The sequence below is a fragment of the Brevibacillus sp. SKDU10 genome (assembly GCF_001645205.1).
In the GTDB taxonomy this organism is placed as follows: Bacteria; Bacillota; Bacilli; order Brevibacillales; family Brevibacillaceae; genus Brevibacillus_B; species Brevibacillus_B halotolerans.
Window position 1 is genome coordinate 152943 of the sequence record NZ_LSSO01000013.1, and the last position, 25338, is coordinate 178280.

The 25338-nt window shown below is 42.6% G+C and carries 22 protein-coding genes; 3 read left to right on the plus strand and 19 right to left on the minus strand.

Annotated features, from left to right (window positions below; genetic code table 11):
* Positions 1 to 28: 28 nt before the first annotated feature.
* The 12 genes from meaB to speE all read right to left on the minus strand — a co-directional run bounded on the left by meaB (position 29) and on the right by speE (position 13966).
* Positions 29 to 970: a methylmalonyl Co-A mutase-associated GTPase MeaB gene (gene meaB / locus AYJ08_RS02310; protein ID WP_064016424.1), complete on the minus strand. Its 942-nt coding sequence runs from the start codon at positions 968 to 970 to the stop codon at positions 29 to 31.
* A 12-nt stretch (positions 971 to 982) separates the two neighbouring features.
* Positions 983 to 2125 carry an acyl-CoA dehydrogenase gene (locus AYJ08_RS02315; RefSeq protein ID WP_003342270.1) on the minus strand — a complete coding sequence of 381 codons (1143 nt, stop codon included), beginning with the start codon at positions 2123 to 2125 and terminating at the stop codon, positions 983 to 985.
* A gap of 29 nt (positions 2126 to 2154) precedes the next feature.
* The gene (locus AYJ08_RS02320) at positions 2155 to 3297 is read right to left on the minus strand and encodes an acyl-CoA dehydrogenase (RefSeq protein ID WP_064016425.1); all 1143 of its coding nucleotides are present in this window, start codon (positions 3295 to 3297) and stop codon (positions 2155 to 2157) included.
* 68 nt (positions 3298 to 3365) lie between these two features.
* Entirely contained in the window at positions 3366 to 4217 is an 852-nt protein-coding gene (locus AYJ08_RS02325; RefSeq protein ID WP_064016426.1) for a 3-hydroxybutyryl-CoA dehydrogenase, read from the minus strand.
* An 82-nt stretch (positions 4218 to 4299) separates the two neighbouring features.
* On the minus strand, positions 4300 to 5487 hold the full coding sequence (locus tag AYJ08_RS02330; RefSeq protein WP_064016427.1) for an acetyl-CoA C-acetyltransferase: 1188 nt from the start codon (positions 5485 to 5487) through the stop codon (positions 4300 to 4302).
* 160 nt (positions 5488 to 5647) lie between these two features.
* Positions 5648 to 7732: a (Fe-S)-binding protein gene (locus AYJ08_RS02335; protein WP_082890835.1), complete on the minus strand. Its 2085-nt coding sequence runs from the start codon at positions 7730 to 7732 to the stop codon at positions 5648 to 5650.
* Between the two features lie 341 nt (positions 7733 to 8073).
* Complete coding sequence (kamA, locus tag AYJ08_RS02340) at positions 8074 to 9438, minus strand: lysine 2,3-aminomutase (protein WP_064016428.1); 1365 nt, start codon at positions 9436 to 9438, stop codon at positions 8074 to 8076.
* Between the two features lie 241 nt (positions 9439 to 9679).
* Complete coding sequence (locus tag AYJ08_RS02350) at positions 9680 to 11113, minus strand: sigma-54 interaction domain-containing protein (RefSeq protein ID WP_064016449.1); 1434 nt, start codon at positions 11111 to 11113, stop codon at positions 9680 to 9682.
* A gap of 110 nt (positions 11114 to 11223) precedes the next feature.
* Positions 11224 to 11613 carry a hypothetical protein gene (locus AYJ08_RS02355; protein WP_064016430.1) on the minus strand — a complete coding sequence of 130 codons (390 nt, stop codon included), beginning with the start codon at positions 11611 to 11613 and terminating at the stop codon, positions 11224 to 11226.
* Positions 11614 to 11629: 16 nt separating this feature from the next.
* Entirely contained in the window at positions 11630 to 12046 is a 417-nt protein-coding gene (locus tag AYJ08_RS02360) for a YwiB family protein (protein WP_064016431.1), read from the minus strand.
* 205 nt (positions 12047 to 12251) lie between these two features.
* Complete coding sequence (gene speB / locus AYJ08_RS02365) at positions 12252 to 13121, minus strand: agmatinase (protein ID WP_064016432.1); 870 nt, start codon at positions 13119 to 13121, stop codon at positions 12252 to 12254.
* 11 nt (positions 13122 to 13132) lie between these two features.
* Positions 13133 to 13966, minus strand: a complete 834-nt coding sequence (speE, locus tag AYJ08_RS02370; protein ID WP_064016450.1) for a polyamine aminopropyltransferase — start codon at positions 13964 to 13966, stop codon at positions 13133 to 13135.
* 330 nt (positions 13967 to 14296) lie between these two features.
* On the opposite strand from speE, the gene AYJ08_RS02375 reads away from it, so the two are divergent.
* Positions 14297 to 16339, plus strand: a complete 2043-nt coding sequence (locus tag AYJ08_RS02375) for a transglycosylase domain-containing protein (RefSeq protein ID WP_064016433.1) — start codon at positions 14297 to 14299, stop codon at positions 16337 to 16339.
* A gap of 152 nt (positions 16340 to 16491) precedes the next feature.
* Here AYJ08_RS02375 and AYJ08_RS02380 read toward each other — a convergent pair whose 3' ends face one another.
* The 6 genes from AYJ08_RS02380 to AYJ08_RS02405 all read right to left on the minus strand — a co-directional run bounded on the left by AYJ08_RS02380 (position 16492) and on the right by AYJ08_RS02405 (position 21780).
* On the minus strand, positions 16492 to 16767 hold the full coding sequence (locus AYJ08_RS02380; RefSeq protein ID WP_369799656.1) for a hypothetical protein: 276 nt from the start codon (positions 16765 to 16767) through the stop codon (positions 16492 to 16494).
* Between the two features lie 205 nt (positions 16768 to 16972).
* Complete coding sequence (locus AYJ08_RS02385) at positions 16973 to 17488, minus strand: YwhD family protein (protein ID WP_064016435.1); 516 nt, start codon at positions 17486 to 17488, stop codon at positions 16973 to 16975.
* A 178-nt stretch (positions 17489 to 17666) separates the two neighbouring features.
* A complete protein-coding gene (locus tag AYJ08_RS02390; protein WP_064016436.1) occupies positions 17667 to 18176 on the minus strand; it encodes a YwgA family protein in 510 nt (169 codons plus the stop codon).
* Positions 18169 to 19467 carry an HD domain-containing protein gene (locus tag AYJ08_RS02395; RefSeq protein WP_064016437.1) on the minus strand — a complete coding sequence of 433 codons (1299 nt, stop codon included), beginning with the start codon at positions 19465 to 19467 and terminating at the stop codon, positions 18169 to 18171. Before AYJ08_RS02395 ends, AYJ08_RS02390 begins: the two co-directional genes overlap by 8 nt.
* Before the next feature lie 52 nt (positions 19468 to 19519).
* A complete protein-coding gene (locus tag AYJ08_RS02400) occupies positions 19520 to 20458 on the minus strand; it encodes an RluA family pseudouridine synthase (RefSeq protein WP_064016438.1) in 939 nt (312 codons plus the stop codon).
* A gap of 209 nt (positions 20459 to 20667) precedes the next feature.
* On the minus strand, positions 20668 to 21780 hold the full coding sequence (locus AYJ08_RS02405; RefSeq protein WP_064016439.1) for an aminopeptidase: 1113 nt from the start codon (positions 21778 to 21780) through the stop codon (positions 20668 to 20670).
* A gap of 207 nt (positions 21781 to 21987) precedes the next feature.
* Between AYJ08_RS02405 and AYJ08_RS02410 the strand changes: the two genes are divergently transcribed.
* Positions 21988 to 22470 (plus strand): TspO/MBR family protein, encoded by a 483-nt coding sequence (locus AYJ08_RS02410; RefSeq protein WP_064016440.1) that lies wholly within the window; start codon positions 21988 to 21990, stop codon positions 22468 to 22470.
* 401 nt (positions 22471 to 22871) lie between these two features.
* The gene (locus tag AYJ08_RS02415) at positions 22872 to 24122 is read left to right on the plus strand and encodes an MDR family MFS transporter (RefSeq protein WP_064016441.1); all 1251 of its coding nucleotides are present in this window, start codon (positions 22872 to 22874) and stop codon (positions 24120 to 24122) included.
* 99 nt (positions 24123 to 24221) lie between these two features.
* Here AYJ08_RS02415 and AYJ08_RS02420 read toward each other — a convergent pair.
* Positions 24222 to 25338: DUF4855 domain-containing protein (locus AYJ08_RS02420; RefSeq protein ID WP_157452765.1), on the minus strand; the 1117-nt coding region annotated here is incomplete at its 5' end.

Here is a 25338-nt window from a genome sequence, read left to right on the forward strand (position 1 = left end):
AGACTTGTAACAAAAACGCCCTCATAAGTTATCGTTGTAAAAAAATACGTACCATTTTTTCTGCTGCGTGATAAGGGTCTACCTTTCTGTTCGCTACCTCAACTAGCTCGTCAGCAAATGCTCCCTGTTCCATTCTTTGCAGCATGACACGAGAAAGATTTTGGTTCACTAACTCTATTACCTCTTCGTGCAAATGATATGATCTGCGCTTCTCCCCTTCACCCGATTCCGTCAGAAACCTCTCATGTGCAAGAATAGCTTGCCACAAATCAGTTATCCCCACTCGGTCAGTTGCAATTGTACGAATAAGAGGAGGTTGCCAGCTTGCATCATGCTTTACAATCTCTATCATCTGTTCAATCTCTGTGAGTAATTTATCCAGACCAGGTAAATCTGCTTTGTTAATGACAAAAAGATCAGCAATTTCCATAATGCCAGCTTTAAATGCCTGAACAGTATCCCCACTTCCGGGATTCAGGACAACAGCGACTGTATCAACGATTTTCATAATATCCAGCTCAGACTGTCCAACCCCTACTGTCTCAACAATAATGACTTCACAGCCATATGCATCCAGCACACGTACTGCTTCTTTGGTATTGCGTGATAAACCACCTAAATTTCCTCGGGTTCCCATACTTCTGATAAAGACGCCTCGGTCAGGAGCATGATGCTGCATCCGAATGCGATCTCCTAACAGGGCTCCGCCGGTAAACGGACTAGTGGGGTCTACTGCAATGACCCCGACTGATATCTGCTGTGAACGCAAATAAGTAATCAATGCATCTACTAATGAACTTTTACCTGCTCCTGGGGAACCAGTTAATCCAATCAGTCGTGCCTTACCAGTATGGGGGAAAATTTCCTGTAGCACCTGCCCCTTTTCAGGGAAGCCATCTTCAATCCAGGTAATTGCTCTGGCAGCCGCGCGAACATCTCCTGCCAGTATTCGCTTGGTTATCGGATGCACGTAGGTCAGCTCCTACTCTTTTAACAGCAGGTTGCTAATAACCACGCGCTGTATTTCATTTGTTCCTTCATAAATCTGCGTAATTTTGGCATCACGCATAAATCTTTCTACTGGATATTCGCGCGTATAGCCATATCCTCCAAACACCTGCACCGCTTCTGTCGTTACTTGCATTGCAATGTCGCCGGCAAACACCTTGGACATAGCTGACGCTTTTCCATACGGCAGGCCCTTATCTTCTAACCAAGCCGCTTGATAGGTTAGCAATCGTGCCGCCTCAATCTGGGTAGCCATATCTGCCAATTTGAACTGAATGGCCTGCAATGCAGCAATCGGTTTGCCAAATTGAATGCGTTCCTTCGCGTAGCTTAGGGCATGTTCAAACGCACCCTGAGCAATTCCTAGCGCCTGAGCGGCAATACCATTTCGTCCACCGTCTAGTGTCATCATCGCAATTTTAAAGCCTTGCCCTTCTTCGCCTAAACGATTAGCTACCGGTACACGTACATCCTCCATAATCACTTCTAATGTGAGCGAGGAACGTATTCCTAGCTTTTTCTCCTTTTTCCCCATTGAGAAGCCAGGCATATCTTTTTCTAAAAGGAAGGCTGTTACACCCTTATGTTTTAAATCAGGATTCGTTACCGCAAAAACGATATAAATTTCAGCTTCGCCAGCATTTGTGATAAAAATTTTATTTCCATTAAGGATATAATGATCCCCATCCCGTACAGCGGTTGTACGCATTCCTGCTGAATCAGAGCCAGACCCCGCTTCAGTTAGACAGTATGCACCCAGTTTCTTACCTTCTGCAAGGGGACGTAGGAAGGTTTGTTTTTGCTCTTCTGTACCAAACTTATAGATCGGCCAGCTCGCTAAGGAGACGTGTGCAGAGAGGGTAACGCCAATAGATGCATCTACTCTTGATAGCTCTTCAACAGCAAGGACATAGCTTAGGTAGTCAGCTCCAGCCCCACCATATTTCTCATCCCACGGAATTCCCGTAAGCCCTAACTCTGCCATTTGTTCGAAGATAGAGCGGTCAAATCGCTCTTCTTCATCGCGTTCTGCCGCAGTTGGCGCTATGTGCTCCTCAGCGAATTCTCGAATCATTTTACGCAGCATTTCCTGTTCTTCATTTAGACGAAAGTCCATCTGTTCCACACTCCCTGCTTGTTGTTTTTCTATTTAGTAAGCAAATGCTTAGAAATGACTAGTTGTTGAATTTCTGATGTTCCTTCATAAATTTGCGTGATTTTTGCATCTCTGAACAAACGCTCTACTGGATATTCCCTTGTGTAGCCATATCCTCCAAAAATCTGCACTGCCTCTATCGCAGCTTTCATAGCAACATCCGAGGCAAACTTTTTCGCAACGGATGCTTCCAACCCGCATGGTTGACCCTCCTGGCGCAAAAAGGCTGCACGATATACAAGCAGTCGAGCAGCCTCCACCTTCGTAGCCATATCTGCCAGCTTAAAAGCCACCGCTTGCTGATTACCAATCGGAGAGCCAAATTGCTTACGTTCTCTCGCATATTGAATGGAATACTCTAAAGCAGCTTCAGCAATGCCCAAAGCTTGGGCCGCAATACCGATTCGCCCCACGTCCAGATTAGACAGAGCTACGGCGAAGCCTCTTCCTTCCTCGCCTAGTAGATTTTCTATCGGAACCATTGCATTCTCAAAAATAAGCTCTGTTGTATTGGAGCCATGAAGTCCCATCTTCTTTTCCTTTTTTCCCACCGTAAAGCCTGGTGTATTTTTTTCTACAATAAAAGCAGAAATTCCGCGGGTTCCTTGAGTAGCATCTGTCACGGCAAATGTTATGTACGTATCTGCTTCGCCGCCATTGGTTATAAAAATTTTGCTGCCATTTAATACGTAATGATCCCCTTGACGTATAGCAGAGGTACGAATACGTGCGGCATCGGAACCTGCTTGAGGCTCTGTCAGAGCAAATGCCCCCAAATATTCTCCACTTGCCAGCTTTGGAATATATTTTTTCTTTTGCTCCTCATTTCCGTAGTACAAAATAGGTGTCGTGCCTACTGAAGTGTGAACCGAGAGAATTACCCCTATAGTCGCACTTATTTTCGAAATCTCATGAATCGCAATTACATACGAAATAAAATCAGAATCAGAGCCGCCCCACTCTTCAGGTATTGGAATCCCCATTAAGCCTAGCTGTGCCATTTTTGTTAGCAATGGACGCGGAAATTCTTCCGTTTCTTCCATATGAGCAACAAATGGAGCAATTTCTTTTTTGGCAAAATCACTTACCATCTTTCGCATCATGAGCTGTTCTTCTGTAAAATGAAGCTCCATACACAAAATCCTTCCTTTTGTAAATTTCTCGTTGCCCCTACATATATGGCGCTCCATGCACGATCAGGTTAGGTGTACACATAGAATCCTCTTCCTGACTTGCGGCCTAACCAGCCAGCCTTCACATATTGGCGTAATAACGGACAAGGGCGATATTTGGAATCCCCAAATCCTTCATAAAGTACTTCCATAATGTAGAGACATGTATCCAATCCAATAAAATCAGCTAAGGTAATAGGTCCCATCGGATGATTCATGCCTAGCTTCATAATGTCATCCACTGCTTCTGGAGTAGCTACTCCTTCATACACACAATAAATAGCTTCATTAATCATTGGCATTAATACACGATTTGAGATAAAACCAGGGAAGTCTTTGCAGCTAACTGGTATTTTATCCAGCCGTTTTGCCAGTTCTTCGATTGTTTGATACACCTCGTCAGATGTTTGTAAGCCACGAATCATTTCCACTAGCTTCATCACAGGTACAGGATTCATAAAATGCATGCCGATGACCTGCTCAGGACGATTTGTAGCCGCTGCAATCTCTGTAATAGGCAAAGAGGAGGTATTGCTGGCTAGGATGGCATGCGGCTGACAAATCTCATCTAATTTTTTAAAAATTTCGGTTTTTACCTGCATATTTTCTACTACAGCTTCTATAACCACATCCGCATCCCTAGCATTTGTAAGCTCTGTGGACGTGGTTATCCGGGAGAGAATTTTTCCCTTGGTTTCTTCAGTCAGCTTGCCCTTTTCCACTTGCCTATTTAAATTTTTACCAATATTGCCTAAACCACGTTCAAGAAAAGACATAGATTGGTCATGTAAAATCACCCGAAATCCGGCATGTGCCGCCACCTGAGCAATTCCGCTCCCCATCTGCCCTGCGCCTATAACCATAATCGTTTGAATGCTCATGTACCCTGCTCCTTTTCTTTTGAAAAATGATGCAGCTTCGTTTAAAAAATCCTAAAATCCCCTATGAAATTGAAGTAGTTACTTATCTGGCTGGCTCAACACGTATTAAGATAGCATCTCCCTGAGCCGCTCCACTGCAAATCGCCGCTATGCCTAATCCACCGCCGCGTCGTTGTAATTCATGAATAAGCGTCATGATAATCCTTGCACCGCTTGCGCCGATTGGATGACCAAGCGCAATCGCACCGCCATTTACGTTCACCTTCTCTTCATCCCAGCCAACGATTTTTCCACTTGTAAGCGTGACCGCAGCGAATGCCTCGTTTACTTCAAATAAATCTATTTCTTCAAGGCTTTTTCCTGTCTTTTGCAGTAATTTCTGAATAGCAAGCCCAGGTGTAGTCGCAATATAAGGAGCCTCTGCCGCAACCTCCGCATGCCCTAGAATCGTAGCTAAAGGCTTAGCCCCTAGTTCCTTAGCTTTATGCTCTGACATAAGCACAAGCGCTCCCGCACCATCATTAAGTCCGGGTGCATTACCGGCTGTAATCGTCCCATCCTTTTTGTATACCGGTGCTAATTTAGCCAAGCCCTCTAAGGTTGTTTCCGCTCGTATCGCTTCATCCTCCATGACGAGCAGTGGGTCTCCTTTTCGTTGGGGAACGGGAACGGGAACAATTTCCTCTGCAAAATATCCTGCTTCCCTCGCTTTAGCCGCACGTTGCTGGCTGCGATAGGCCCATGCATCCTGTTCTGCTCGTGTAATGCCGTATTCTTCGGCCACATTACTCCCATGCACAGCCATAGGGACTTGATCAAATGCACATGTTAGCCCATCGTATAACACTAAATCCTTCACAAGATTATCGCCCATTCGAAAGCCATTTCTAGCTTGCGGCATTGCATAAGGAGCATTACTCATGCTCTCCATTCCGCCAGCTACTATAATCTCTGCATCCTGACAACGAATGATTTGATCCGCCATGGCAACGGAACGCATGCCGGAAGCACATACCTTATTGATCGTCTCGCTGGTTACTTCCCATGGGAGACCAGCTTTTCTGGCAGCTTGCCTTGATGGAATTTGTCCGGCACCCGCTTGCACGACCATCCCCATGATGACCTTATCAACTGATAAGGGATCAACCTTAGCTCTACTCAGCGCTTCTCTAATTGCCAATGCTCCCAGCTCTACGGCAGGTACTTCCTTTAATGCGCCATTGAACTTTCCAAAAGGTGTTCGAGCCGTTCCAACTATAACTGTGTTCAAAGCAATTCCTCCCTTTTCTTATGTATCTAATCAGTTAAAATAAGTGTTGATTGAGCGGTCGCTCACTTTGTTATCTTTATTTTGCACATTCTATTCGCATTAGTCAATTTATTATGACAATAAGCGGCGGCCCTTTGACCACCGCTCATCCTGTTACATCTTACAAAGCATCGGCTAAGATTTCAGCGATATCTCTCGCTTTCACTTGTTCCTCCGCCTCTTTCATTTTTAATCCATCATCCATCATCGTTAGACAGTATGGACAAGCACTTGCAATTTCTGTTGGGTTAACCTCTAAAGCCTGCTCTGTGCGAGCGACATTAACACGGGTGCCTTCATGTTCTTCCATCCACATCAATCCGCCACCAGCGCCACAGCACATGCTGTCACATTGGCTTCGTTTCATCTCTACGATCTCCACACCCGGAATTTGTTGCAAAATCTGGCGAGGCATATCATAGATATTGTTATATCGGCCCAAATAGCATGAATCATGATACGTAATACGTTCCTTCACTTCTTTCTTCGGTGTAAGACGCCCCTCCTCGATCCATTGAACTAATAGCTCAGAATGATGATATACCTCTGCTTGCAAACCAAACTCAGGATATTCATTCTTAAAGGTATTAAACGCATGCGGATCACAGGTCACAATCTTCTTAACATCGTAGCCTTCAAATAAAGCAATGTTTTCTTGCGCTAATTGTTGAAACAGAAATTCGTTACCGATACGGCGAGCTGTGTCGCCTGAATTTTTTTCTTCATTGCCAAGAATGGCGAACTTAATACCTGCTTCGTGCATCAGCTTAATAAATGCATGCGTAATCTTCATACTGCGGTTATCAAAGGAACCCATAGCCCCTACCCAAAACAGATATTCAAACTCCTCTGCCGTTTTTACAGTAGGTACTGTATAGGCTTCATCCAGACCCTCCATCCATTTCATGCGGTCTTTACGGTTAATTCCCCACGGGTTACCCTGGCGTTCGATATTATTTAATGCACGCTGAGCTTCTTGCGGCATACTCCCTTCTGTCATCACTAGATAGCGGCGCATGTCGATGATTTTGTCAACATGCTCGTTCATCACGGGACACTGGTCTTCACAGTTACGACAGGTTGTACACGCCCACAGCTCCTGCTCGGTAATCACATCGCCTATCAATGCCTTCTCATATACATTTTCTACAGCAGCGGCCCCTTCAGCAGTCGCTGCTACTTCACCAGCCTGCAGAGCGATTTGGTTAGCCTTTGTGTTAGGAAATGCAAAAGTAGGCATCCAAGGTGTGCGTGAAGTAACACTTGCTCCTTTCTCGGTCAAATGGTCGCGCATCTTCACGATAATATCCATAGGAGAGAGCATTTTGCCAGTTCCAGAGGCCGGACACATATTGGTACAGCGTCCACACTCGACACAGGCATATAAGTCAATTAGTTGTGTTTGGGTAAAGTCTTCAATCTTCCCATTTCCGAAAACTTCCTGAGTCTCATCTTCAAAGTTAATGGTAGAAAGCTTACCAGGCGGTTCTAGCTTTTTATACCAAACGTTAAAGGGAGCAAAGATCAAGTGGGCATGCTTGGATTGTGGTACATAGACAGCAAAGCTCAGCAAAACGAGCAGATGCGCCCACCAGAAGAAGAAGAATAAAGCGGCTGCCGCGGTTTCACCGATCCCTGAAAATACAAAGGCGATAGCTGACGAGAAGGGAGCAAAGATGGAGCCCTCATGGCCTAGCCATATCTGTTCGAAAGCTAGTGAACCAAGAACGGTCACCATTAGCGAACTGATAAAGATAATAACTAAACCTGATTTCAGGCCTCGCTTTAAACGCTTTAGTTTCTCAATATAACGCCGATAATAAGCATAACCGATCGCTATAAGGATCAGCATGGCAGTGATTTCTTGCATCAGGCTAAAATACTTGTGGGCGCTACCAAACGGTAATTCATAACCAATAATAAGCCCCTTTAAAATAAGTTCAATCGCACCAAATTGCAAAATAATAAAGCCATAAAAGAGGACAACGTGCATAATACCGCTCTTTTTGTCCTTTAAGAGCTTCTTTTGCAAAAAAACGTTCTGAAGGATCAAGTTCAGGCGGGTCTTAAAGTCATCCTTGATATCCGGCTTTTTTCCCAACTTGATAAACAGATACCTGCTGTACAACAAATGCGCTACAAGATATAGCCCATAAGCCAGCACAAGGAAGAAGGCAATTAAATTTAATAGTGGTAGGATTTCCATATCTTCCAGCTCCCTTTCTCTTACTTATTGTAGTTATATTTGATGGTAAATTTTTTCTTTTGTTTTATCTTATCAGAAGTATCAGAAAAAATGAATGACTATTCATTCAAAATTTACATTTCTACCCAAAAATTTTTATAAAAACAATTGCACTGCCTATCTGAGCGGTCGCTCACTTTTCTTTCTGATCATATCATACTCATTTGTCTACCGTAAAGATTGAGTGATCAGTTAGCTACAAGCAGAAAAAAGGGGCCTTCTCGCTCTCCGTCATAAGTAACACTTCCATTCCCGAAGTCCTACTTAATCACCGAAAGGCGACAGACCCTGCCCAGACATAACTATGCCTCTTTTTCACTTATTCTGGCACGCTCTTTTTGCTTTTTCACCTCACTTTGCTCCTTACGCACATCTGCAAGTGACTTGACCTTGGTGGCCTGAATCCGTTTATTACGCTGTAGCCCTGCTGGCTCCAAATTGTCTGCTAAATCTTCCATTAAGGCTGCAATACCTACTGCTTTTCCTCTCTCTGCCTGATAGTATTCGTTGCTTGATAGATCGGGGGCCTTGTAATTTTGCGGTTCAGGGTAGGCAGTAATGACGCCTTCAAAATTACGCAGAATGACTTTGTCAGCCGATTGGGAAATGATATAGTTTGGCATAACCGGAATCTTGCCGCCACCATGCGGGGCATCTACCACAAAAGTAGGTACTGCATAGCCTGAGGTATGCCCGCGTAAGTATTCCATGATTTCTAAGCCCTTAGATATTGGCGCTCGGAAATGACCGATGCCTTCTGACAGGTCACATTGATAGATATAATATGGACGTACGCGGATTTTAACCAGATCTTGCATTAATTGCTTCATCGTATACGGATCGTCATTAACTCCAGCAAGAATAACCGACTGATTACCAAGCGGGACACCGGCATACGAAAGCATTTCACAAGCTCTTTTTGCTTCCTCGGTAATTTCTTTGGGATGATTAAAATGCGTATTGAGCCAAACAGGATGATATTTCTTCAGGATCTCGCACAAATTCTCCGTGATGCGTTGTGGGAAAACGACAGGTGCTCGCGTTCCAATCCGAATGATCTCCACATGAGGAATCTCTCGCAGACTTTTTATTACGTATTCCAATACACGGTCATTAATTAGTAGGGCATCTCCACCGGACAAAAGCACATCGCGTACCTCTGGGGTGTTACGGATATAATCTAAACAGGCATCTAATTGTTTTTTAGGCACCCCCATGCCGATTTGTCCAGAAAAGCGACGGCGTGTACAGTAACGACAATACATAGAGCATTGGTTTGTTACTAAAAATAAAACGCGATCGGGGTAGCGATGAGTCAGACCAGGAACAGGCGAATCCTCATCCTCATGTAACGGGTCTTCCATATCGTACTGAGTGCGAACCATTTCGTGAGATAAAGGGACAGATTGTAAACGAACTGGGTCCTTTGGATCGTTCTCATCCATTAGCAAAGCATAGTAAGGTGTGATATTTAACGGAATGGTCTGGTTGGAAATTCGTACTCCCTCTTCTTCCTCAGGAGTTAGATTGATTACCTTTTTTAAGTCATCTACGTTTTTAATCGTGTGGGTTAACTGCCACATCCAATCGTTCCATTGTTCCTCGGTTACGTCTTTCCATAATTCCACGTCCCGCCAATCACGCAATTTACGAACTGCTAATGTCATTTATAATCCCCCCTGCATATTTACATGAACAAAACCTCTTGAAGCTTCATTATTTACATCATGCAAGGAGGATGCCAATTTCGATAGAATATTTAATATTTTCAGAATTAGATGAGATTTACAGTGTATTTGCAGGCTTTTAAGCGTTTTGAGCACGCTTGGTTTGCCTACAGTCCACTTTGCGGGATTATTTATTGTGCCAGCTTTTCGGCAATGTCGGGTTGAATATTTGTAATCCAAGTCAATCTGACTTCTTATCATCTGGTTTCTCTTTTTGTTGGGCCAATTTATACTGTAGGGTTTGTCGAGGGATTCCTAATTGTTTTGCGGCTTGCAGAATATTTCCTTTCGTTTGCTCCAATGCCATTTGAATGAAATGCTTTTCTGTTTGTCTTAGAACATCTCGTAAGCTCCCATCCATAGGAATTAAGGTTTTCATAGTGAATCCGTTTTCACTTTCCTGAGATACCGCTCTCAGCTCATTCATTCTTTTCAAAAAGGATAAAGGAAGGTCTTCAACTGTAATCCATTCGCCTTCAGTAACATTCATGGCAGCTTCAATCATATGCTCTAGCTCCCGAATGTTACCCGGCCACGTACATCGCTTGAATAAAGTCCATACCTCTTGATCCAAGCCTTTCACCTGTAGCTCAAACATATTGTTATACTTCTGTACAAAATGCTCTACTAAAAGGGGCAAATCCTCTGGGCGTTTGTGCAATGGTGGAAGCCAAAAGGAGACAACATTTAAGCGATAATATAGGTCAGCTCGCAATCCTCCGCTTTCCACCACTTTTTCTGGCACTTCATTGGTAGCCGCAATCACTCTCACATCTACCTGCCTGGATCCCGTTCCGCCTACTCTTCGTATCTGACCATCCTGTAATACACGCAATAATTTAGCTTGCAGCTCAAGTGGCATACTGTTTATTTCATCTAGAAATAACGTGCCCCCATTGGCTACTTCAAACAGCCCTGGACGATCATCTGCTCCGGTAAAGCTCCCCTTAGCTGTACCGAAGAGAATTCCTTCTAATAGGGAGGCGGGTAGGGCAGCACAGTTTTGGGCAATAAACGGACGCTTCCTTCGCGGGGATGCTTGATGGATCGATTGTACCAGCAACTCTTTACCTGTCCCTGTTTCTCCATAAATCAGTATGGGAGAGGTGGTCCGCGCAGCTTTTAACGCTATCTGTTTCACCCGCTTCAGCTCGGGGTTATTCGTTAAGATATCAGAAAATTCATAAAACACCTGATCGGACACAAGTGGCTTCACTTGCTTTTTTCGTCCACTTTGGACTTGAACCTGTAGATCCACTAGCTGCTCCGACAGCTCCCTTAGTTTCTTCATATCTTTAGCTACCTCAACTGCGCCAACGAGCCGATCGTCTACACGAACTGGCAACGTAGTGTTGATTGTTTCCACCTGTACACCTCGCCAATTGGTATAGCGTTGCGTGCGATTATACATGGGCTTTCCGGTTTGGATGACATTTAACAAGGTGCTGGATTCGCTATCTAAGGAAGGAAAGACTTGCAACAACGGTTTACCCAGCACCTCCTCTTGCGTTAACCCATCCAGTCTGGCAGCGATGTGATTGTACATGATCGTAATACCCTGAGCGTCAACCACATGGATGCCTTCATCAATTGCTCCTAAAATTGCGCTTAACATCTCCACTGTTTCCGATTTTGGTAATGTACTCACAACATCCCTCCTAAACAAACTGCCAAAAACTAGTCACTGTGCTAAAAAACCGGCACTACGCATCTGCAAAAGCTGCTCTATCGCTCAATTTGATACGTTAAAAATACCGTATACAACAAATGACCAAAAAACCACAACAAGATATTACTTGCTGAATAAACACCTTGGCTTAGATACGTAAAGGGAAAGAATAAAATAAGAAATGCCACATTCCACAGAGTTACATAGATGACTATCTTTTTCCCGTTCCCCTTCGGATAAAAGTAAATAAACGCAAAGGCCACGATAACCGAAATCGCCAAATGAATGAGATAGGCTAGTAAGGGAGGGGTATTTTCCATCCCTGGAATATAAGTAATATCTAATAAAACCTGAAATGTGCTTGTTTGAAACAATCCATCTCCAATTGCCAGAAAAGCTGATAATAACAAGCCAGAAAATAGCCCATTAATGAGGGAAAAAACCATACACACGAACCCCTTTCTAATCCCATGCAATTTTCATGTCCCATTCGAATTCCCCAACATATTGTCCACTTAGCCACAATTGATAAGCAATAAACACATGAATGGGCTTCTCACTTTGATACGTGACTTTATATGTTCGAGTGTGGGTATGCATTTGCATATTTCCATAGGGACTGCTATATAAGCTATCTGTCCCTTTTCCCTTTTCAAATATTTGCTTCATTTGCAAGCTGCCTTGACGTAGTAATTGTGTACTATCGGGGTTAATCCGAACAATATTGGAGACCTCTCCCGCTCCCTCTATCTCTTCTTTATAATGCAGAAACCAAGAAGAATTACGCAGGGATGCTTTACCCGACATTTGTAAATCTGTCTTGTCGGTTTGCCCTTCTGCCTTTTGCATGATTGATAAAGATAATTGAACCTCTTGCATTCCGAGACCTCACTTTTATTTGTCACTGTAGTATTTGTTAGTTTAGTTTACCTTCCCTTTATTATAGGATAGTTTACCTTCCCACTTCCAATCTTTCTGACCAAGCGAGAGGCATTTTGTATAGAAAATGAAAAAGGCAAGAAAGCACTCTGCCTCCTTGCCTTTTTCTACGTAATATCAAGTATTGCAAATGATAAAATAGCGACTATTTTACAAAGCTTAATATCAATTCACGGAGTATTTTAGAAGCAACAATCTGTGTCATCTCACTATGATCGTACACAGGCGCTACTTCCACTAAATCAAATCCGACCACATTGGCTCCGTTGTTGGCCATAAAATGAATCGTATCTAGTAATTCACGAGATGTGATGCCGCCAGCCTCTGTTGTGCCTGTACCAGGAGCAGCAGAAGGGTCTAGCACGTCAATATCAATCGTTAAGTAGATAGGGCGATTTCCAATGGTAGGAAGCACCTGTTTAACAGGCTCCAATACATCGTATTTGTATAAATGCATATTTTCCTTTGCCCAATCAAACTCTTCCTTCATCCCGCTACGGATTCCGAACGAATAAACGTTTTTGCCTCCAAGCAAATTGCACGCCTTTTTAATTGGCGTTGAATGGGAGTACTCGTAGCCCTCATAGTTATCTCGAAGATCGGTATGGGCATCAAAGTGGAAGATAACCAAGTCCTTATACTTCTCGTGCATGGCTTGAATCACTGGCCATGTAACCAAGTGTTCACCGCCCATACCTACAGGGATTTTATTATCCGCTAATACTTTCGCAACGAACTCGCGAATAGCTTGGAGACTGCCTTCTACATTTCCAAAAGGTAATGGAATGTCCCCTGCATCAAAATACTTCACTTCCTCTAATAGCCTGTCCAAATAAGGACTGTATTCTTCTAAGCCAATAGAGACCTCGCGAATACGTGAAGGGCCGAAACGGGAGCCTGGACGAAAGCTTACTGTCCAATCCATCGGCATGCCATAAATGACTGCTTGGCTCTCCTCATAGTTTTGATGACTACGAATAAACACGTTGCCAGAATAAGATTCATCAAAACGCATCTCACTACCCCCTAGTCGCGAGTCAGTTCAGCTACAAAGTTAGGAAGCTGGAACACTGCTTTATGAATATCTTTGTTATAGTATTTGGTATCCATGTCTTTAATTGCAGATGGATCTACTTTTAACGGATCATATTTTTTGGAAGCAATTGTAAAGCTCCACAGACCTGATGGGTATGTTGGAATGCTTGCTGTATACAAACGAGTTACTGGGAAAATTGAAGATAGGTCTTTAAATACTCGTTTGATCAATTCACGGTTGAACCAAGGTGATTCCGTCTGAGCAACCATGATTCCGTCTGGTTTTAGCGCATCGGCGATTCCCTGATAAAAGCCTTTTTCAAACAGTCCCACTGCTGGACCAACTGGTTCTGTAGAGTCAACCATGATTACATCATATTCACCCTTGTGATCATGAATATGTTTAATTCCATCGATAACTTGCACATCGACACGCGGATTTCCCATTAAATCTTTCGCAATCTCTGGGAAATATTTTTTGGAGGCTTCAATAACTCCGCCGTCAATCTCAGCTAGTACAGCTTTTTCTACGGAAGCATGCTTAACGATTTCACGAATGGCTCCTCCGTCTCCTCCGCCCACAACTAATACTTTTTTAGGATTAGGGTGGGTGTTAAGAGCAATGTGAGTAATCATTTCATGGTAAACAAACTCATCAACATCGGTAGTCATAACCATACCGTCAAGTACAAGCATACGTCCAAATTGATTGGTATGGATAATATCCAACTGTTGAAAATCCGTTTTCTCACTATATAGAGTCTCGGAGATTTTTGTAGTAATCCCGTGATTTTCCGTTTGCTTCTCAGTGTACCATAGTTCCATGTTCATAATGTAATGAAGCCTCCTTTTTAACCGAATCATTTCATGTTGATGGGCGATGTAATGAAGATCACATAATCATCAACAAAATGAATTATAGAGGGTACCCCCCAAAAAGCAAGTATTTTTTGTCTTTTTATCCGATATTTTTCTTACTTCACTGCTTTTTCAGAACAGATTGCCTTTTTTCAAAAGGACTGCCGGTGATGTGCAAAACCTTAATAGAACAGGTGATACCGGCTTCCTATAGTATGAAAATATGCTGATTTACCTATACTATCTATTAGGATTTTTCCTAGTATTACCAAACTATGCAGAAAGGACGTGTCTTTCATGGAAGTCATCCGCGAGCATCCATTACTTCGTTGGCTTAGGCGGGGCAAGCTTTTTATAAAAATTCTAGGTCTGACTATGCTGGCGGCTGCATTATTCATCCTATTTCTGGTCTTATATTTACGTTCTCAGCCTATGCCCGCCACAGTTATTCATCAAACTTCAACCATCTACGCAGGCAACGGAGAAGTAATAGATAGTATTCACAGAGGAGAAAATCGCTATGTCGTCACACTCGACAATATTTCCCCTTATTTAGTGCAAGCTACTCTTTCCATCGAGGATCGTTACTTTTATCAGCATATGGGCATTGATCTAAAACGGACTGCAAAAGCAGCTTACGTCAACATTGTCGAAATGAACAAAGCTCAAGGGGCCAGCACGATTACACAGCAGCTAGCTCGCAATCTGTATTTGAGTCATGAGAAAACCTGGACTCGCAAGGCAAAAGAAGCCTTACTCACCCTACAGCTAGAGCTTAATTACACAAAAGATGAAATTTTAGCAATGTACATGAATCAAATCTATTATGGACATTCTGCCTATGGTGCAGAGGCCGCCGCGGGAACCTATTTTGGCAAAAAAGCGAAGGAGTTAACGCTCGCAGAAAGCTCTATGCTAGCAGGAATTCCAAAGGGGCCTACCTATTATTCCCCGATTACGAATTTTGATAATGCGAAAAAGCGTCAAAAATTAATCCTAGCGGCTATGCACCGTGACGGCTACATTTCCGAAAAACAAATGCGGGAGGCTTACGAGCAGAAATTAACATTTCGTTCACCCAAGGAAGTACAAAAAGCTTCTATAGCCCCATATTTTCGGGACTATATTCTCGCTTTAGCCAAGGATAAATATGGAATCAGCGAAGAGGCTGTTCAGAACGGCGGATTAAAAATTTACACTACCTTAGATGTTGCGATCCAAAAGAAAGCGGAAGAAGCTATTCGTAAACACATGCCTAAAAATAATCAAGAGTTACAGGTAGCCCTAGTAGCCATTGATCCTAAAACGGGCTTTATTAAAGCAATGGTAGGTGGCCGCGATTATAAAAAAAGCCAATTCAATCGTGTCTTGAGTAAACGACAGCCTGGTTCTACCTTTAAACCAATTATGTATTTATCAGCTTTAGATAATGGGTTTACTCCTTTAACGTTGATGAAAAGTGAGCCAACTGTCTTCACTTACGAAAATGGACGGGAATACGTTCCTAGTAATTATGGTAATAAATTCACGAATACCTTTATTACCATGCAAGAAGCCATCGCTACATCAGATAATATTTATGCTGTTAAAACAATTAACCAATTAACACCGCAAAAAACAGTAGATGAAGCCAGAAAATTAGGGATAACCAGCCCTCTGCAGGCTGTACCTTCTCTAGCTTTGGGAACATCGCCTATCTCCCCTTTGGAATTGACAGCAGCTTACAGTACCATCGCCAATAATGGGTCGTACATTACACCAATAGCTATTGTAAAAATCATGGATAACACAGGTGCCATTTTAGCTGAGGATTCCTCTGCCCATGTCCCTGCAGCAGATCCGAGCAGCTCATATGTGTTAAATCAGATGATGCAGACTGTTTTTAGCGATACGCGCGGCACAGCTCACCGTGTTGCAGGCCAATTAAACCGTCCCGTTGCTGGGAAAACAGGCTCCACTGACTATGACTCCTGGATAAGCGGATTTACACCCCAGCTCGTAACCAGCGTTTGGACAGGCTATGATGAAGGGAAGAAGATTGACCCGATCAAGGATGCCCGTCTAGCGGCTCCGCTTTGGGCGGAATTCATGGAAAGTGCTCTCAATAATCAACCGCCTAGCCAATTTAATGCTCCTACCGGTGTCGTATCAGTTTACATCGACCCAGTCACCAAAAAATTGGCTACTCAGAACTGTCCGCACGCCCAAGTTATGTATTTTAAAGCAGGAACAGAGCCTCAGGATTACTGTTCCGAGCATATTCCTGAGCAAGCAATACCCGACACCAAACCACCTGAAAAGGAAAAAAAATCGTTGTGGAACAAATTATGGGGCGGATAACATGTAAGCTTTATGAAAAAGGGGCTACCTTCGATCACTATTGTGATTAGGTACCCCTTTTTTTCTTTAGCTTTTTGCTCATTCATGCAGCTTGTTATTACCTCTGGAAATCATCTCTGTGCCGAGCTTTGATATATTTCTATTTGGTTATCTTATTGCTCCCCGCCGCCAATAACACCATTTCCATCGGTAAAAACGTGATCGTTATAAATCGTAATAAGCCCGCTTTTTTCCAGTTTATCTAACACTTCAAAAAGACTTTCTCGCTTTCCTGCCGGTAGCCTATTAATAAATTTATTAATCTCTTGCGGTGGTACATTATTGCGGAAATGCACTCCACCATGTTTGACAAAATGATCATTCTGATGATCCAAGGCATTCTCCCCCTCTGAGAAGATAAAGTATTGATATGCCCTCTTAGTGTGCATCCCTATTGCTAATTCATAACCTGCAAATTAAGACAAACAGGGAGTGACATATTGTCGCTCCCCGTTTGCTGACCTAGTGCTTTTTATATACAAATCTAAGTTTACTCTTTTTTTGTTTCTTCGTACAATTCTTTTGCAAGTTGTTCACACAGCGTTCATTTTTTCCTAATAAAAACCAGATTTTCAACTAGCGCCCATGTACAAACTATGCTTGTGCTTCTAAGCTCTGCTTCAGCTCTTCAGCGGAGTTTGCCCACATGTCTGCATTGTGTTCCATCAGCAATTTACGCAATGCTGCTTTTTCGGCTTCTCCTAGCTCACTTACCATGATTTTGCGCTTCATAGCAGCATCCATACGGTTAACGTGATCTACCAATAGCTTGTATCCACGGCGGGCTTCACGGTCAACCTCCATGTAACAAGCAGTTACACCTGCATAGTAAGGTCCCTCTTCTTTACGGTCGATTGTAACCCAAACAAGCCAGTACGGCTTTCCGTTTGGAACATCTTCCTTATTCGTAGAAAATTTAATGCCTCGTTCAACAGCACTCTTGGCATGCATCGCTCCCATGTCAATGTAGGCATCATTTTCTTCAACATCAATAATGACAGAGGAAACATGACTTAAATCAAGCATTCCTTGACCAAATCCGCCATGAACATCTGTCTTTTTGCTCACAATGGTAAAGCCGTTATTTTTTTTATTATCAAATAAACTCATGTTATCACCAACCCCTAAAAAGATCTTCTGTCTATTCTACCCTGAAAGCTTATACTCGTGCAATTTTTGGGGCGCATGGACAACATCTAGTGAAATAGATGATGTGGGACAAAAAAATCTCGTTCACACGTAAGCGTAAACGAGATGGAAATACTAACAGACCAGAATGCTATACCCTTTAATGCTGCAAGCTAATTTGTCTGCATTCGTCGAGAAAAGCAAGTCCCTTTTGTACTTCCTCTTCTGTATAGCGCTGTTTGCTTTTTAATGTAAAGACTTTAACCAGCATTTCCTCATAGGATAAGTGCTCAAAATAAAGAATGGTGGACACCAATTCAAGAAACCGGGAATTTTCTTCATTTAAGCGTTTAATCAGACGCTCTCCTACCCCTAGGTCTACATCATGATAACGCAAAAATTCCTGTCCCAATTCGTTTAAGGAGTAGCGATATACTTCGATCGCTCCCTTGCTTTCATGTTGTTCGTTCAACAGCCCAAAGCTGCACAACTCATCTACGCGCAATGTCAGTTCTTCGGAATAAGGCCCGAACATATGAAACTCAAATCTTTCCTCGAAATCCACCTGCATTTTTTTAGAGATATACACCATTTTTTGCAGTTTCTTTCTTCCTGTTACTTCACCAAGGACCTCCACTAGCCGCATTATTTTGGCGTGCCCTCTATGCATCCGACATCACTACTCCTAGTCGTTCTTTAATCTTTTGGGCAAGTTCAGCAGGCAGCGATTCTATCAGATCAGCAGGATAATAAAGCTTATAATCAAATCTCCGCTTCCCGCAAACCGCTTCTACAATCTCTGACATCGTTGATAATTCCGCTTGCTCACCGTTTGGTTTGACTAACATAATAGAAATCCGTTCTTGTTCTTTCCCAGGGCGATAATAATCATAGGGCAAATCGGATGTAGAATCAACTTCTACATAATAGTCGGGATCAATTCCCGCTTCTTGAAACAATTCCCTGATCTCATATTCCGTTCGGAAATTTCTAGGATTATATTCGACGTATTGCAGGAGATTCCTGTCTAAAAATCGTGAACACAAATCAGATAGAATAGGATCTCGCTCATTTCGCCACTGATGCATGTAGAAATAAACAATAGATTCATCCAGCATGATATAGTCCTTCAATTGGATACGATCACAGAAAAACGGCAGGAAATGTGTCGGCTCTAATTGAAAACGGTAATCGCGATGGAATAATTCCTTCGCACGTTTGAAAATTTTATGTAGAACAACCTCTGCACTCCTAGTCACCGGGTGAAAATACACCTGCCAATACATTTGATAGCGTGACATGATATAGTCTTCCACTGCATGCATCCCACTCGCTTTAATCACTACTCCATCCTCAGAGGGTCGCATTACACGCAGAATGCGCTCTATGTCAAAATTACCGTAATTGACTCCGGTATAATAAGCATCTCGCAACAAATAATCCATTCGGTCTGCATCTATCTGACTGGAAATAAGGGAGACAATCAATTTATTCTCATACGTTTTTGCGATCACCTCCGCAACCTTTCTAGGAAAGGTATCGCTAACCGTACGTAAAATTTGATTAATGCCTGTCCTGCCCATAATGATTTTTCTCGTCCATTCCTCATGGTCAAACCGAAATACCTTTTCAAAGGAGTGTGAAAAAGGACCATGTCCAACATCGTGCAGTAAAGCCGCACAAAGGCACAGGAGCTTTTCTTCGTAAGGAAGACTAACTCTACCCTTGAAGGTCTCTAGGATGCGTCTCATAATTTCATAGACGCCCAGTGAGTGATTGAATCGGCTATGCTCACCGCCATGGAAGGTAAAATAACTCGTCCCAAGCTGTCTGATACGCCTTAGTCGTTGGAATTCAGGTGAATCAATTAGCTCCCAAATGACCTTCTCCCTGACATGCACATAGCGATGAACAGGGTCTTTAAACACCTTTTCCTCATCTAATAGCCTCTGCACTACCATGCTCTACACCTCCACCCTTCCCCATAGTATTTATTTTAAACATGCATAATCTTTATAGCATAAAATTTGGGAGAAAAAACCTATCCTCCACAAAGCGCTTCATCTTTTGCGGCATAGGTGCCTTAATCTCAAGGAGCTCTTCTGTCACTGGATGCTTAAAACAAAGCTGATAGGCATGCAACGCTTGATTGGAAAAGCCCATTCGAGAACCTCGGTATAGGGTATCCCCAACCAATGGATGTCCCATGTATTCAAAATGCACGCGAATTTGGTGGGTTCTTCCTGTGTCTAATGTAATATCGACTAAGCTAACCTCGTCATTTGAAGCCAAAACCTTGTAATGAGTAACCGCTTCTTCACCCTTTGGATGTACCTGACGCTTTACTTTATGCATAGGATCGCGCTTGATCGGTTCTGCTATTGTTCCCGATTCTGGTTGCATCCGACCAGTTACTAACGCAACGTAATTACGCTCCACACTTCCCTCCCTTATCAGCTTATCTGCTAGCTGATGAGCATAGGAGCTCTTCGCGATTAAAATAGTGCCTGAAGTCTCGCGATCTAGGCGATGAACGGTATGGGGCATAATCGACTTGCCTTGTTTATGCCAATAAAGTACAAGTTGGTTTAGTAAAGTATCATGCTGATCCTCACGAATAGGATGCGTAGTCATACCTGTTGGTTTATTGACAACAATAAAATACTCGTCCTCATACAAAATTTCCAATTGAATTTCAAATGGTGCTGGCGGTAACATGACTAACGCTTCCTGCTCACGTTTATCATCAAAAATGCGCACAGAAATCACATCTCCAGCCTTGACCTGCCTTTTAAGAAAAGGGACTTTGCGATTTACCAGTATTCCTTTACTCCGTGTCAGACGTTGCAGCATACGTCCAGAGACCGACATTTTTTGTCGTACGATCTCCTCCACAGTCATTCCTTTTTCCTGATCGTCTACAGTGTGATCCAACCATCTTTTCATTGTCATAGCTAGTCTTTTCTCCGTTCTACAGTTTCTACGCTTCATTGTAACGAAAAGCGAGATCGGATGCCACTTTAGAGACGAGAAGCTGGTTCTATCAGAGAATATTGACTATAGGTTGTCTCCATTCGTCTCAAGCAAAAAAGCCTGGGATCACCAGACTTTTTTTACGTGCTCTATCTTGAATATGGATTTCTTTCGATCTTTTGTTTGGCTTAGGATTTTAAAGCATCTGGATTAAGACCTTGTAATGTATCCAGCACAAATAGTCCATCTTTGCGGATTAACACGTCATCAAACCAAATTTCACCGCCACCGTATTCCGGACGTTGAATGGTTACCATATCCCAATGCACGATGCTTCGATTGCCATTATCAGCATCTTCATAGGCCTGGCCCGGGGTAAAGTGGAAGCTACCTGCGATTTTCTCGTCAAATAAAATATCATTCATCGGATGCAGTACATACGGATTTACACCGATGGCAAATTCTCCAATATAGCGAGCTCCTTCGTCAGTATCAAGAATTTCATTGAGCTTCTTGGTATTATTTGAGGTCGCTTCTATAATCTTTCCGTTCTCAAAACGCAAGGTAATATTCTCAAATTTAGTCCCCATATATTGGGTCGTCGCATTGTGAGTAAGTACACCGTTCACCGAATCACGCACAGGAGCAGTGAAAATCTCTCCATCTGGAATATTATTTTCTCCCGCACAAATCACGTTTGGAATTCCTTTGATGGAAAAGGTCAAATCGGTTCCCGGCCCGACTAATCGTACTTTATCCGTCTTATTCATCAGTTGTTGCAGGGGCAGGAATGCATCATGCATCTTTCGGTAATCTGTTATACAGACATCAAAGAAGAAATCTTCAAATGCCTCAGTCGACATATTCGCATTTTGCGCCATAGAGGGTGTAGGATAATTAAGCAGAACCCAACGAGTATTAGCGATCATGTAATCACTAAGTGGCTTTAGCACCCTATAATGCTCCTGACGCTTATCATTTGGCACATCAGACATCTCGCTGTCATTATCAACCCCGTTAATAATGATGTTTGCATGCTGATCCTTGATGCGTTCTTCAGACCATTTCCTTAGATATTCTGCCCGCTCGGCACTGGCATTCATCATTAACTCCCGTTGAATACGTGTATCCATTATCTCCACATAAGGATAGGCGCCGATAGCATATGCCTCTTTTATCAGCTCCCGAGCTAGATCATGCCCGTTTCCACGGACTTCAATATTTAAAACTTCCTTTTCCTTCAAACCCACAGAATAGTGCAATAAATTATAAGCCAATTTTTTTAATCGTGGATCTTGCACGATGAGACTCCTCCAGTCCGTTCCCATTGGGATTTATTACAAATTGTAGCATAGACACTTCTCTCTTTGTGTTTTTGATTAAAAATATTTTATCAAAACGCCTCAGTCTATCTATGATGTTCATCTTGCAATCAGAAATAATACGCATGGACGACAAAATCAATAATAAACTAAGTACTAGCTTATAAGAAAAGGGGGTAGTTTTACATGACGCAGCAAAAGCCAAGTCTATTATCCTCCATCATATTATTCCTCGTCATAATAGCTCTTTTTTCGCTGTCAGGTATTCTTTTTCCAAGTGACCTAATCTGGTATAACACCCTTGCAGAGCCTGATTGGCTTCCCTCAAGCAACTTGATTGCTATCATATGGTTTGTATTATACGCGCTGATTGCTCTTGCAGTCGTTGTATTACAAAAAACCATTGGGTTAGATAACCTAAACCACTCTTGGTATCTGTTATTTGCGATTAACTACGTGATCAATCAGTCTTATACCTTTATCCTGTCTATTCAGAAGGATTTGTCGTTAGCCTTTTATGATTGTCTGGCTGCCGCAATATCGACCCTACTCTTGCTATTGTACACAGGCAAATACTCTCGCTGGGCAGCACTGTTACTTATTCCGTATCTTGTTTGGTCCTGCCTTACTACGTATATGTCATGGGTTATTTATCAAATCAATCTCTAAAAATCTATCTTGCACATCCTTATAAAACCTGATAGAATTTCATTTATCAAAAAATACCGAAAATAAAGGGGCATGTAACCAATGAAATTCATCAGTAAAGAAATTGTAGCCATCTAATCTAATCCAGCAAAGACAAAAGGATAATCCATTCTTTTTGTCATGCTTGATTGAGGTCGGCTTTCTTCTTTACTGATGGAACTTATGGTTATCGGCCCCGTTTCTTTTCTAAAGAAGCGGCATTTATGCGATAAGCTTGTATGTTGAGCAAGCTTTTCAGCATATAGTCGCTTTTTTTATAAACAGTAACATTCTAACAGGACCATAAACCACTTCTTATTTCACACGGGAAAGAAGAAAGCCAGCATGTATGTAAGTCAGAAAACACGTTGGAGGTGCAGCGCATGAGCTGGCTATCTTGGGATGTAAATTTAAAGGTTCGTCTGATCGGAGAAACCTTATTTTCTATCTTTTTATGGATGTTCTTACCCTTCATGGCTCTGTTTTTCAGTGAAACATTTGGTAAGAGTACTGCTGGAGTATTATTAATCATTCCCCCGTTGCTTAGTGTTGTCATAAGCTTAATTGGCGGTCGTATTTCTGATAAACTGGGGCGTCGTCCCGTTATGCTATTTTCTGTGGCGTTTGAGGCTCTCATGTTCCTGTTATTTTTTCTATCCTCTTCCCCTTGGATGATGTACCTTGCTTTTGTCGGACTGAATCTGAGTGCCTCTTTGTACCAACCAGCTAGCGAAGCTATGATCGCAGATTTGACCAACGAGGAAGATCGTAATTTTGTGTTTGCCATGTTTTACACAGCTATGAATTTAGGGGTTGTTATCGGACCTCTGCTGGGAGCCTTTTTCTTTGTGAATTACCGTAATGAGCTTATGCTAGCCTGTATGGTTGTGACTGCCATTCTATTTGTTGTCTACTTTTTCGTCTTAAAAGAGACTAAGCCGTCAGCACCTCAAACTAGCTCAGATTTAGTCGATCCAGCACCAAGTTGGAAAAAAGAATTGCAATCCTTTCAGGTTATTTTTCGTGACAAGGTTTTTTCGCTTTACCTGCTAGCTGGGGTCTTTGTGTTTCTCGCTTTTTCCCAGATGGATCTTTACATGGCGATTTATATAAAGGAACATGTGTTACAACAACCGTTGATATGGTGGGGAGATTGGACCTACTCTCTAGGTGGAACATCCTTTTTTGGCTGGATGATGGCCTTGAATGGATTCATGGTAGTGACGCTAACAGCAGCGATGACACGCTGGATTAGTGCGTGGAGCGATCAAAAAGCCTTTGTGATTGCATCTTTTCTGGGTGGGATCGGCTTTTTCATGATGGCTTTTAGTAAAAATATCTGGTTCTTGCTCTTCTGTATGGCTGTTCTCACAATTGGAGAGCTGATCCGTACTCCAATCGCTCTAGGCTTCGTTAGTAAACTAGCCCCTGAACACCAACGCGGGCAGTATATGGGTGCCTCCACGCTACAATTTACGATTGGGCGCATCCTAGCACCATTGCTCGTTACTTTATCGAATTGGTTTGGTCCGCTAGTCATTTTCGGAATTATTTTTGGTGTAACAATTCTTAGTATCCTCTGCTATCAAAAAATGTTCACCATAATGAAGCGTGCAAAATCGATCCAGGCCTAAATGTTTTGTCATGGAACCTTGCCCAAAAAATCAGGCCCCTGCTTCTCAACTTACGTGAGCGGCAGGGGCCTGTCAGCGTCTACATTTCAACACATGTCGTTATTCTTTTGTTTCAGCGTTTTTATCAGCTTTTTCCCCAGATTCATCCTTAGTAGCAGGATTTGCATCCCCAGTTGTTTGCTTTTGATCCTCTGGCTTAGTAGTAGGAGTTGGCACTACCTCAGGAACAAGGAATTCTTTCATATCAAACTTGCCCTTCATCCACTTGTACGTATCATCATAAATCTTTCTGGCTTGCTGCTCCTTACTGCGGTAAGCCATAAGCAGATTTTTAGAACCGAAATAATACGCATGGATTTTGTCCTTATCAATTCCGATTTTATGACCGGCAATGAGTTGGTTGTAGTAGGTACGATAGAGACGCATATCGCGTAAGAATTTCTCGTCTCCCTCGATCTCTACACCCATTCCATATTTATTAGCTACATCTAAGGTAAGCTGAACCCGTTCTATAGGTACTTCATTTGCCTGATAATAGTTCGGTTGAAGGAAAGCATAATCAAATCCAAGATTTTTCCATTCCTCTAAACCTGGAGAGCCGTAATACGGAATCCAGTAGAAACGGAATCCATGATAATGAACCATATCGGCAGCATTGCGAATCAACTCGCGTTCTTTCGGTGCCGCGTCGTCTACAAGCTCTTGGAACCAGTAGATTCCTTCTAGCTTCAGATACTTATATTCTGATTGGTACCAGCGATTAATTAGCTTATCCTTGTACCAGGTAATGGCTGCTAAGCGGTTTTTATAGGCTTGCTCTTCCCCTACCTTAGCAGGGTCAAAAGATAGAGACGGCCCATTTTCCTCCAGCTTGCCCCAATCGCTCACTTTTGGAGAAGGATAGGGCAAGGTTAGTACCACCTTTTCCTTCTTCGTATTGATTACAAGAGAATTACGTCGTTTATTCATTTCAAGCATAGCTGAGTTTAAGGCATCCAATTGGCGACCTGGTTCGAATAGATTGTCCATATACTTCTCCCAGTCAGCCTTTGTTTCCGTCATGTTCGGAAACGGAAGGAACAACATGGTATCAAACATTTGATCAGGAATGGAGCCATCTGGCTCAATATAGCCCGCCATTGGTAAAAAGTCGTCTTTCGACCAGCTGCCACGGTCGGCATATGCCCCATGGTATACCAATAGCATATCTTTTACC

Coding starts and splice junctions, on each gene's coding strand:
- AYJ08_RS02315 (WP_003342270.1), bottom strand. CDS start 2,125: ATGGACTTTCGTCTAAATGAAGAACAGGAAATGCTGCGTAAAATGATT.
- AYJ08_RS02320 (WP_064016425.1), bottom strand. CDS start 3,297: ATGGAGCTTCATTTTACAGAAGAACAGCTCATGATGCGAAAGATGGTA.
- AYJ08_RS02325 (WP_064016426.1), bottom strand. CDS start 4,217: ATGAGCATTCAAACGATTATGGTTATAGGCGCAGGGCAGATGGGGAGC.
- AYJ08_RS02335 (WP_082890835.1), bottom strand. CDS start 7,732: ATGGAAATCCTACCACTATTAAATTTAATTGCCTTCTTCCTTGTGCTG.
- kamA (WP_064016428.1), bottom strand. CDS start 9,438: ATGACATTAGCAGTTCGTAAATTGCGTGATTGGCGGGACGTGGAATTA.
- AYJ08_RS02350 (WP_064016449.1), bottom strand. CDS start 11,113: ATGTTAAGCGCAATTTTAGGAGCAATTGATGAAGGCATCCATGTGGTT.
- AYJ08_RS02355 (WP_064016430.1), bottom strand. CDS start 11,613: ATGGTTTTTTCCCTCATTAATGGGCTATTTTCTGGCTTGTTATTATCA.
- AYJ08_RS02360 (WP_064016431.1), bottom strand. CDS start 12,046: ATGCAAGAGGTTCAATTATCTTTATCAATCATGCAAAAGGCAGAAGGG.
- speB (WP_064016432.1), bottom strand. CDS start 13,121: ATGCGTTTTGATGAATCTTATTCTGGCAACGTGTTTATTCGTAGTCAT.
- speE (WP_064016450.1), bottom strand. CDS start 13,966: ATGGAACTATGGTACACTGAGAAGCAAACGGAAAATCACGGGATTACT.
- AYJ08_RS02375 (WP_064016433.1), top strand. CDS start 14,297: ATGGAAGTCATCCGCGAGCATCCATTACTTCGTTGGCTTAGGCGGGGC.
- AYJ08_RS02380 (WP_369799656.1), bottom strand. CDS start 16,767: ATGCACACTAAGAGGGCATATCAATACTTTATCTTCTCAGAGGGGGAG.
- AYJ08_RS02385 (WP_064016435.1), bottom strand. CDS start 17,488: ATGAGTTTATTTGATAATAAAAAAAATAACGGCTTTACCATTGTGAGC.
- AYJ08_RS02390 (WP_064016436.1), bottom strand. CDS start 18,176: ATGCATAGAGGGCACGCCAAAATAATGCGGCTAGTGGAGGTCCTTGGT.
- AYJ08_RS02395 (WP_064016437.1), bottom strand. CDS start 19,467: ATGGTAGTGCAGAGGCTATTAGATGAGGAAAAGGTGTTTAAAGACCCT.
- AYJ08_RS02400 (WP_064016438.1), bottom strand. CDS start 20,458: ATGACAATGAAAAGATGGTTGGATCACACTGTAGACGATCAGGAAAAA.
- AYJ08_RS02410 (WP_064016440.1), top strand. CDS start 21,988: ATGACGCAGCAAAAGCCAAGTCTATTATCCTCCATCATATTATTCCTC.
- AYJ08_RS02415 (WP_064016441.1), top strand. CDS start 22,872: ATGAGCTGGCTATCTTGGGATGTAAATTTAAAGGTTCGTCTGATCGGA.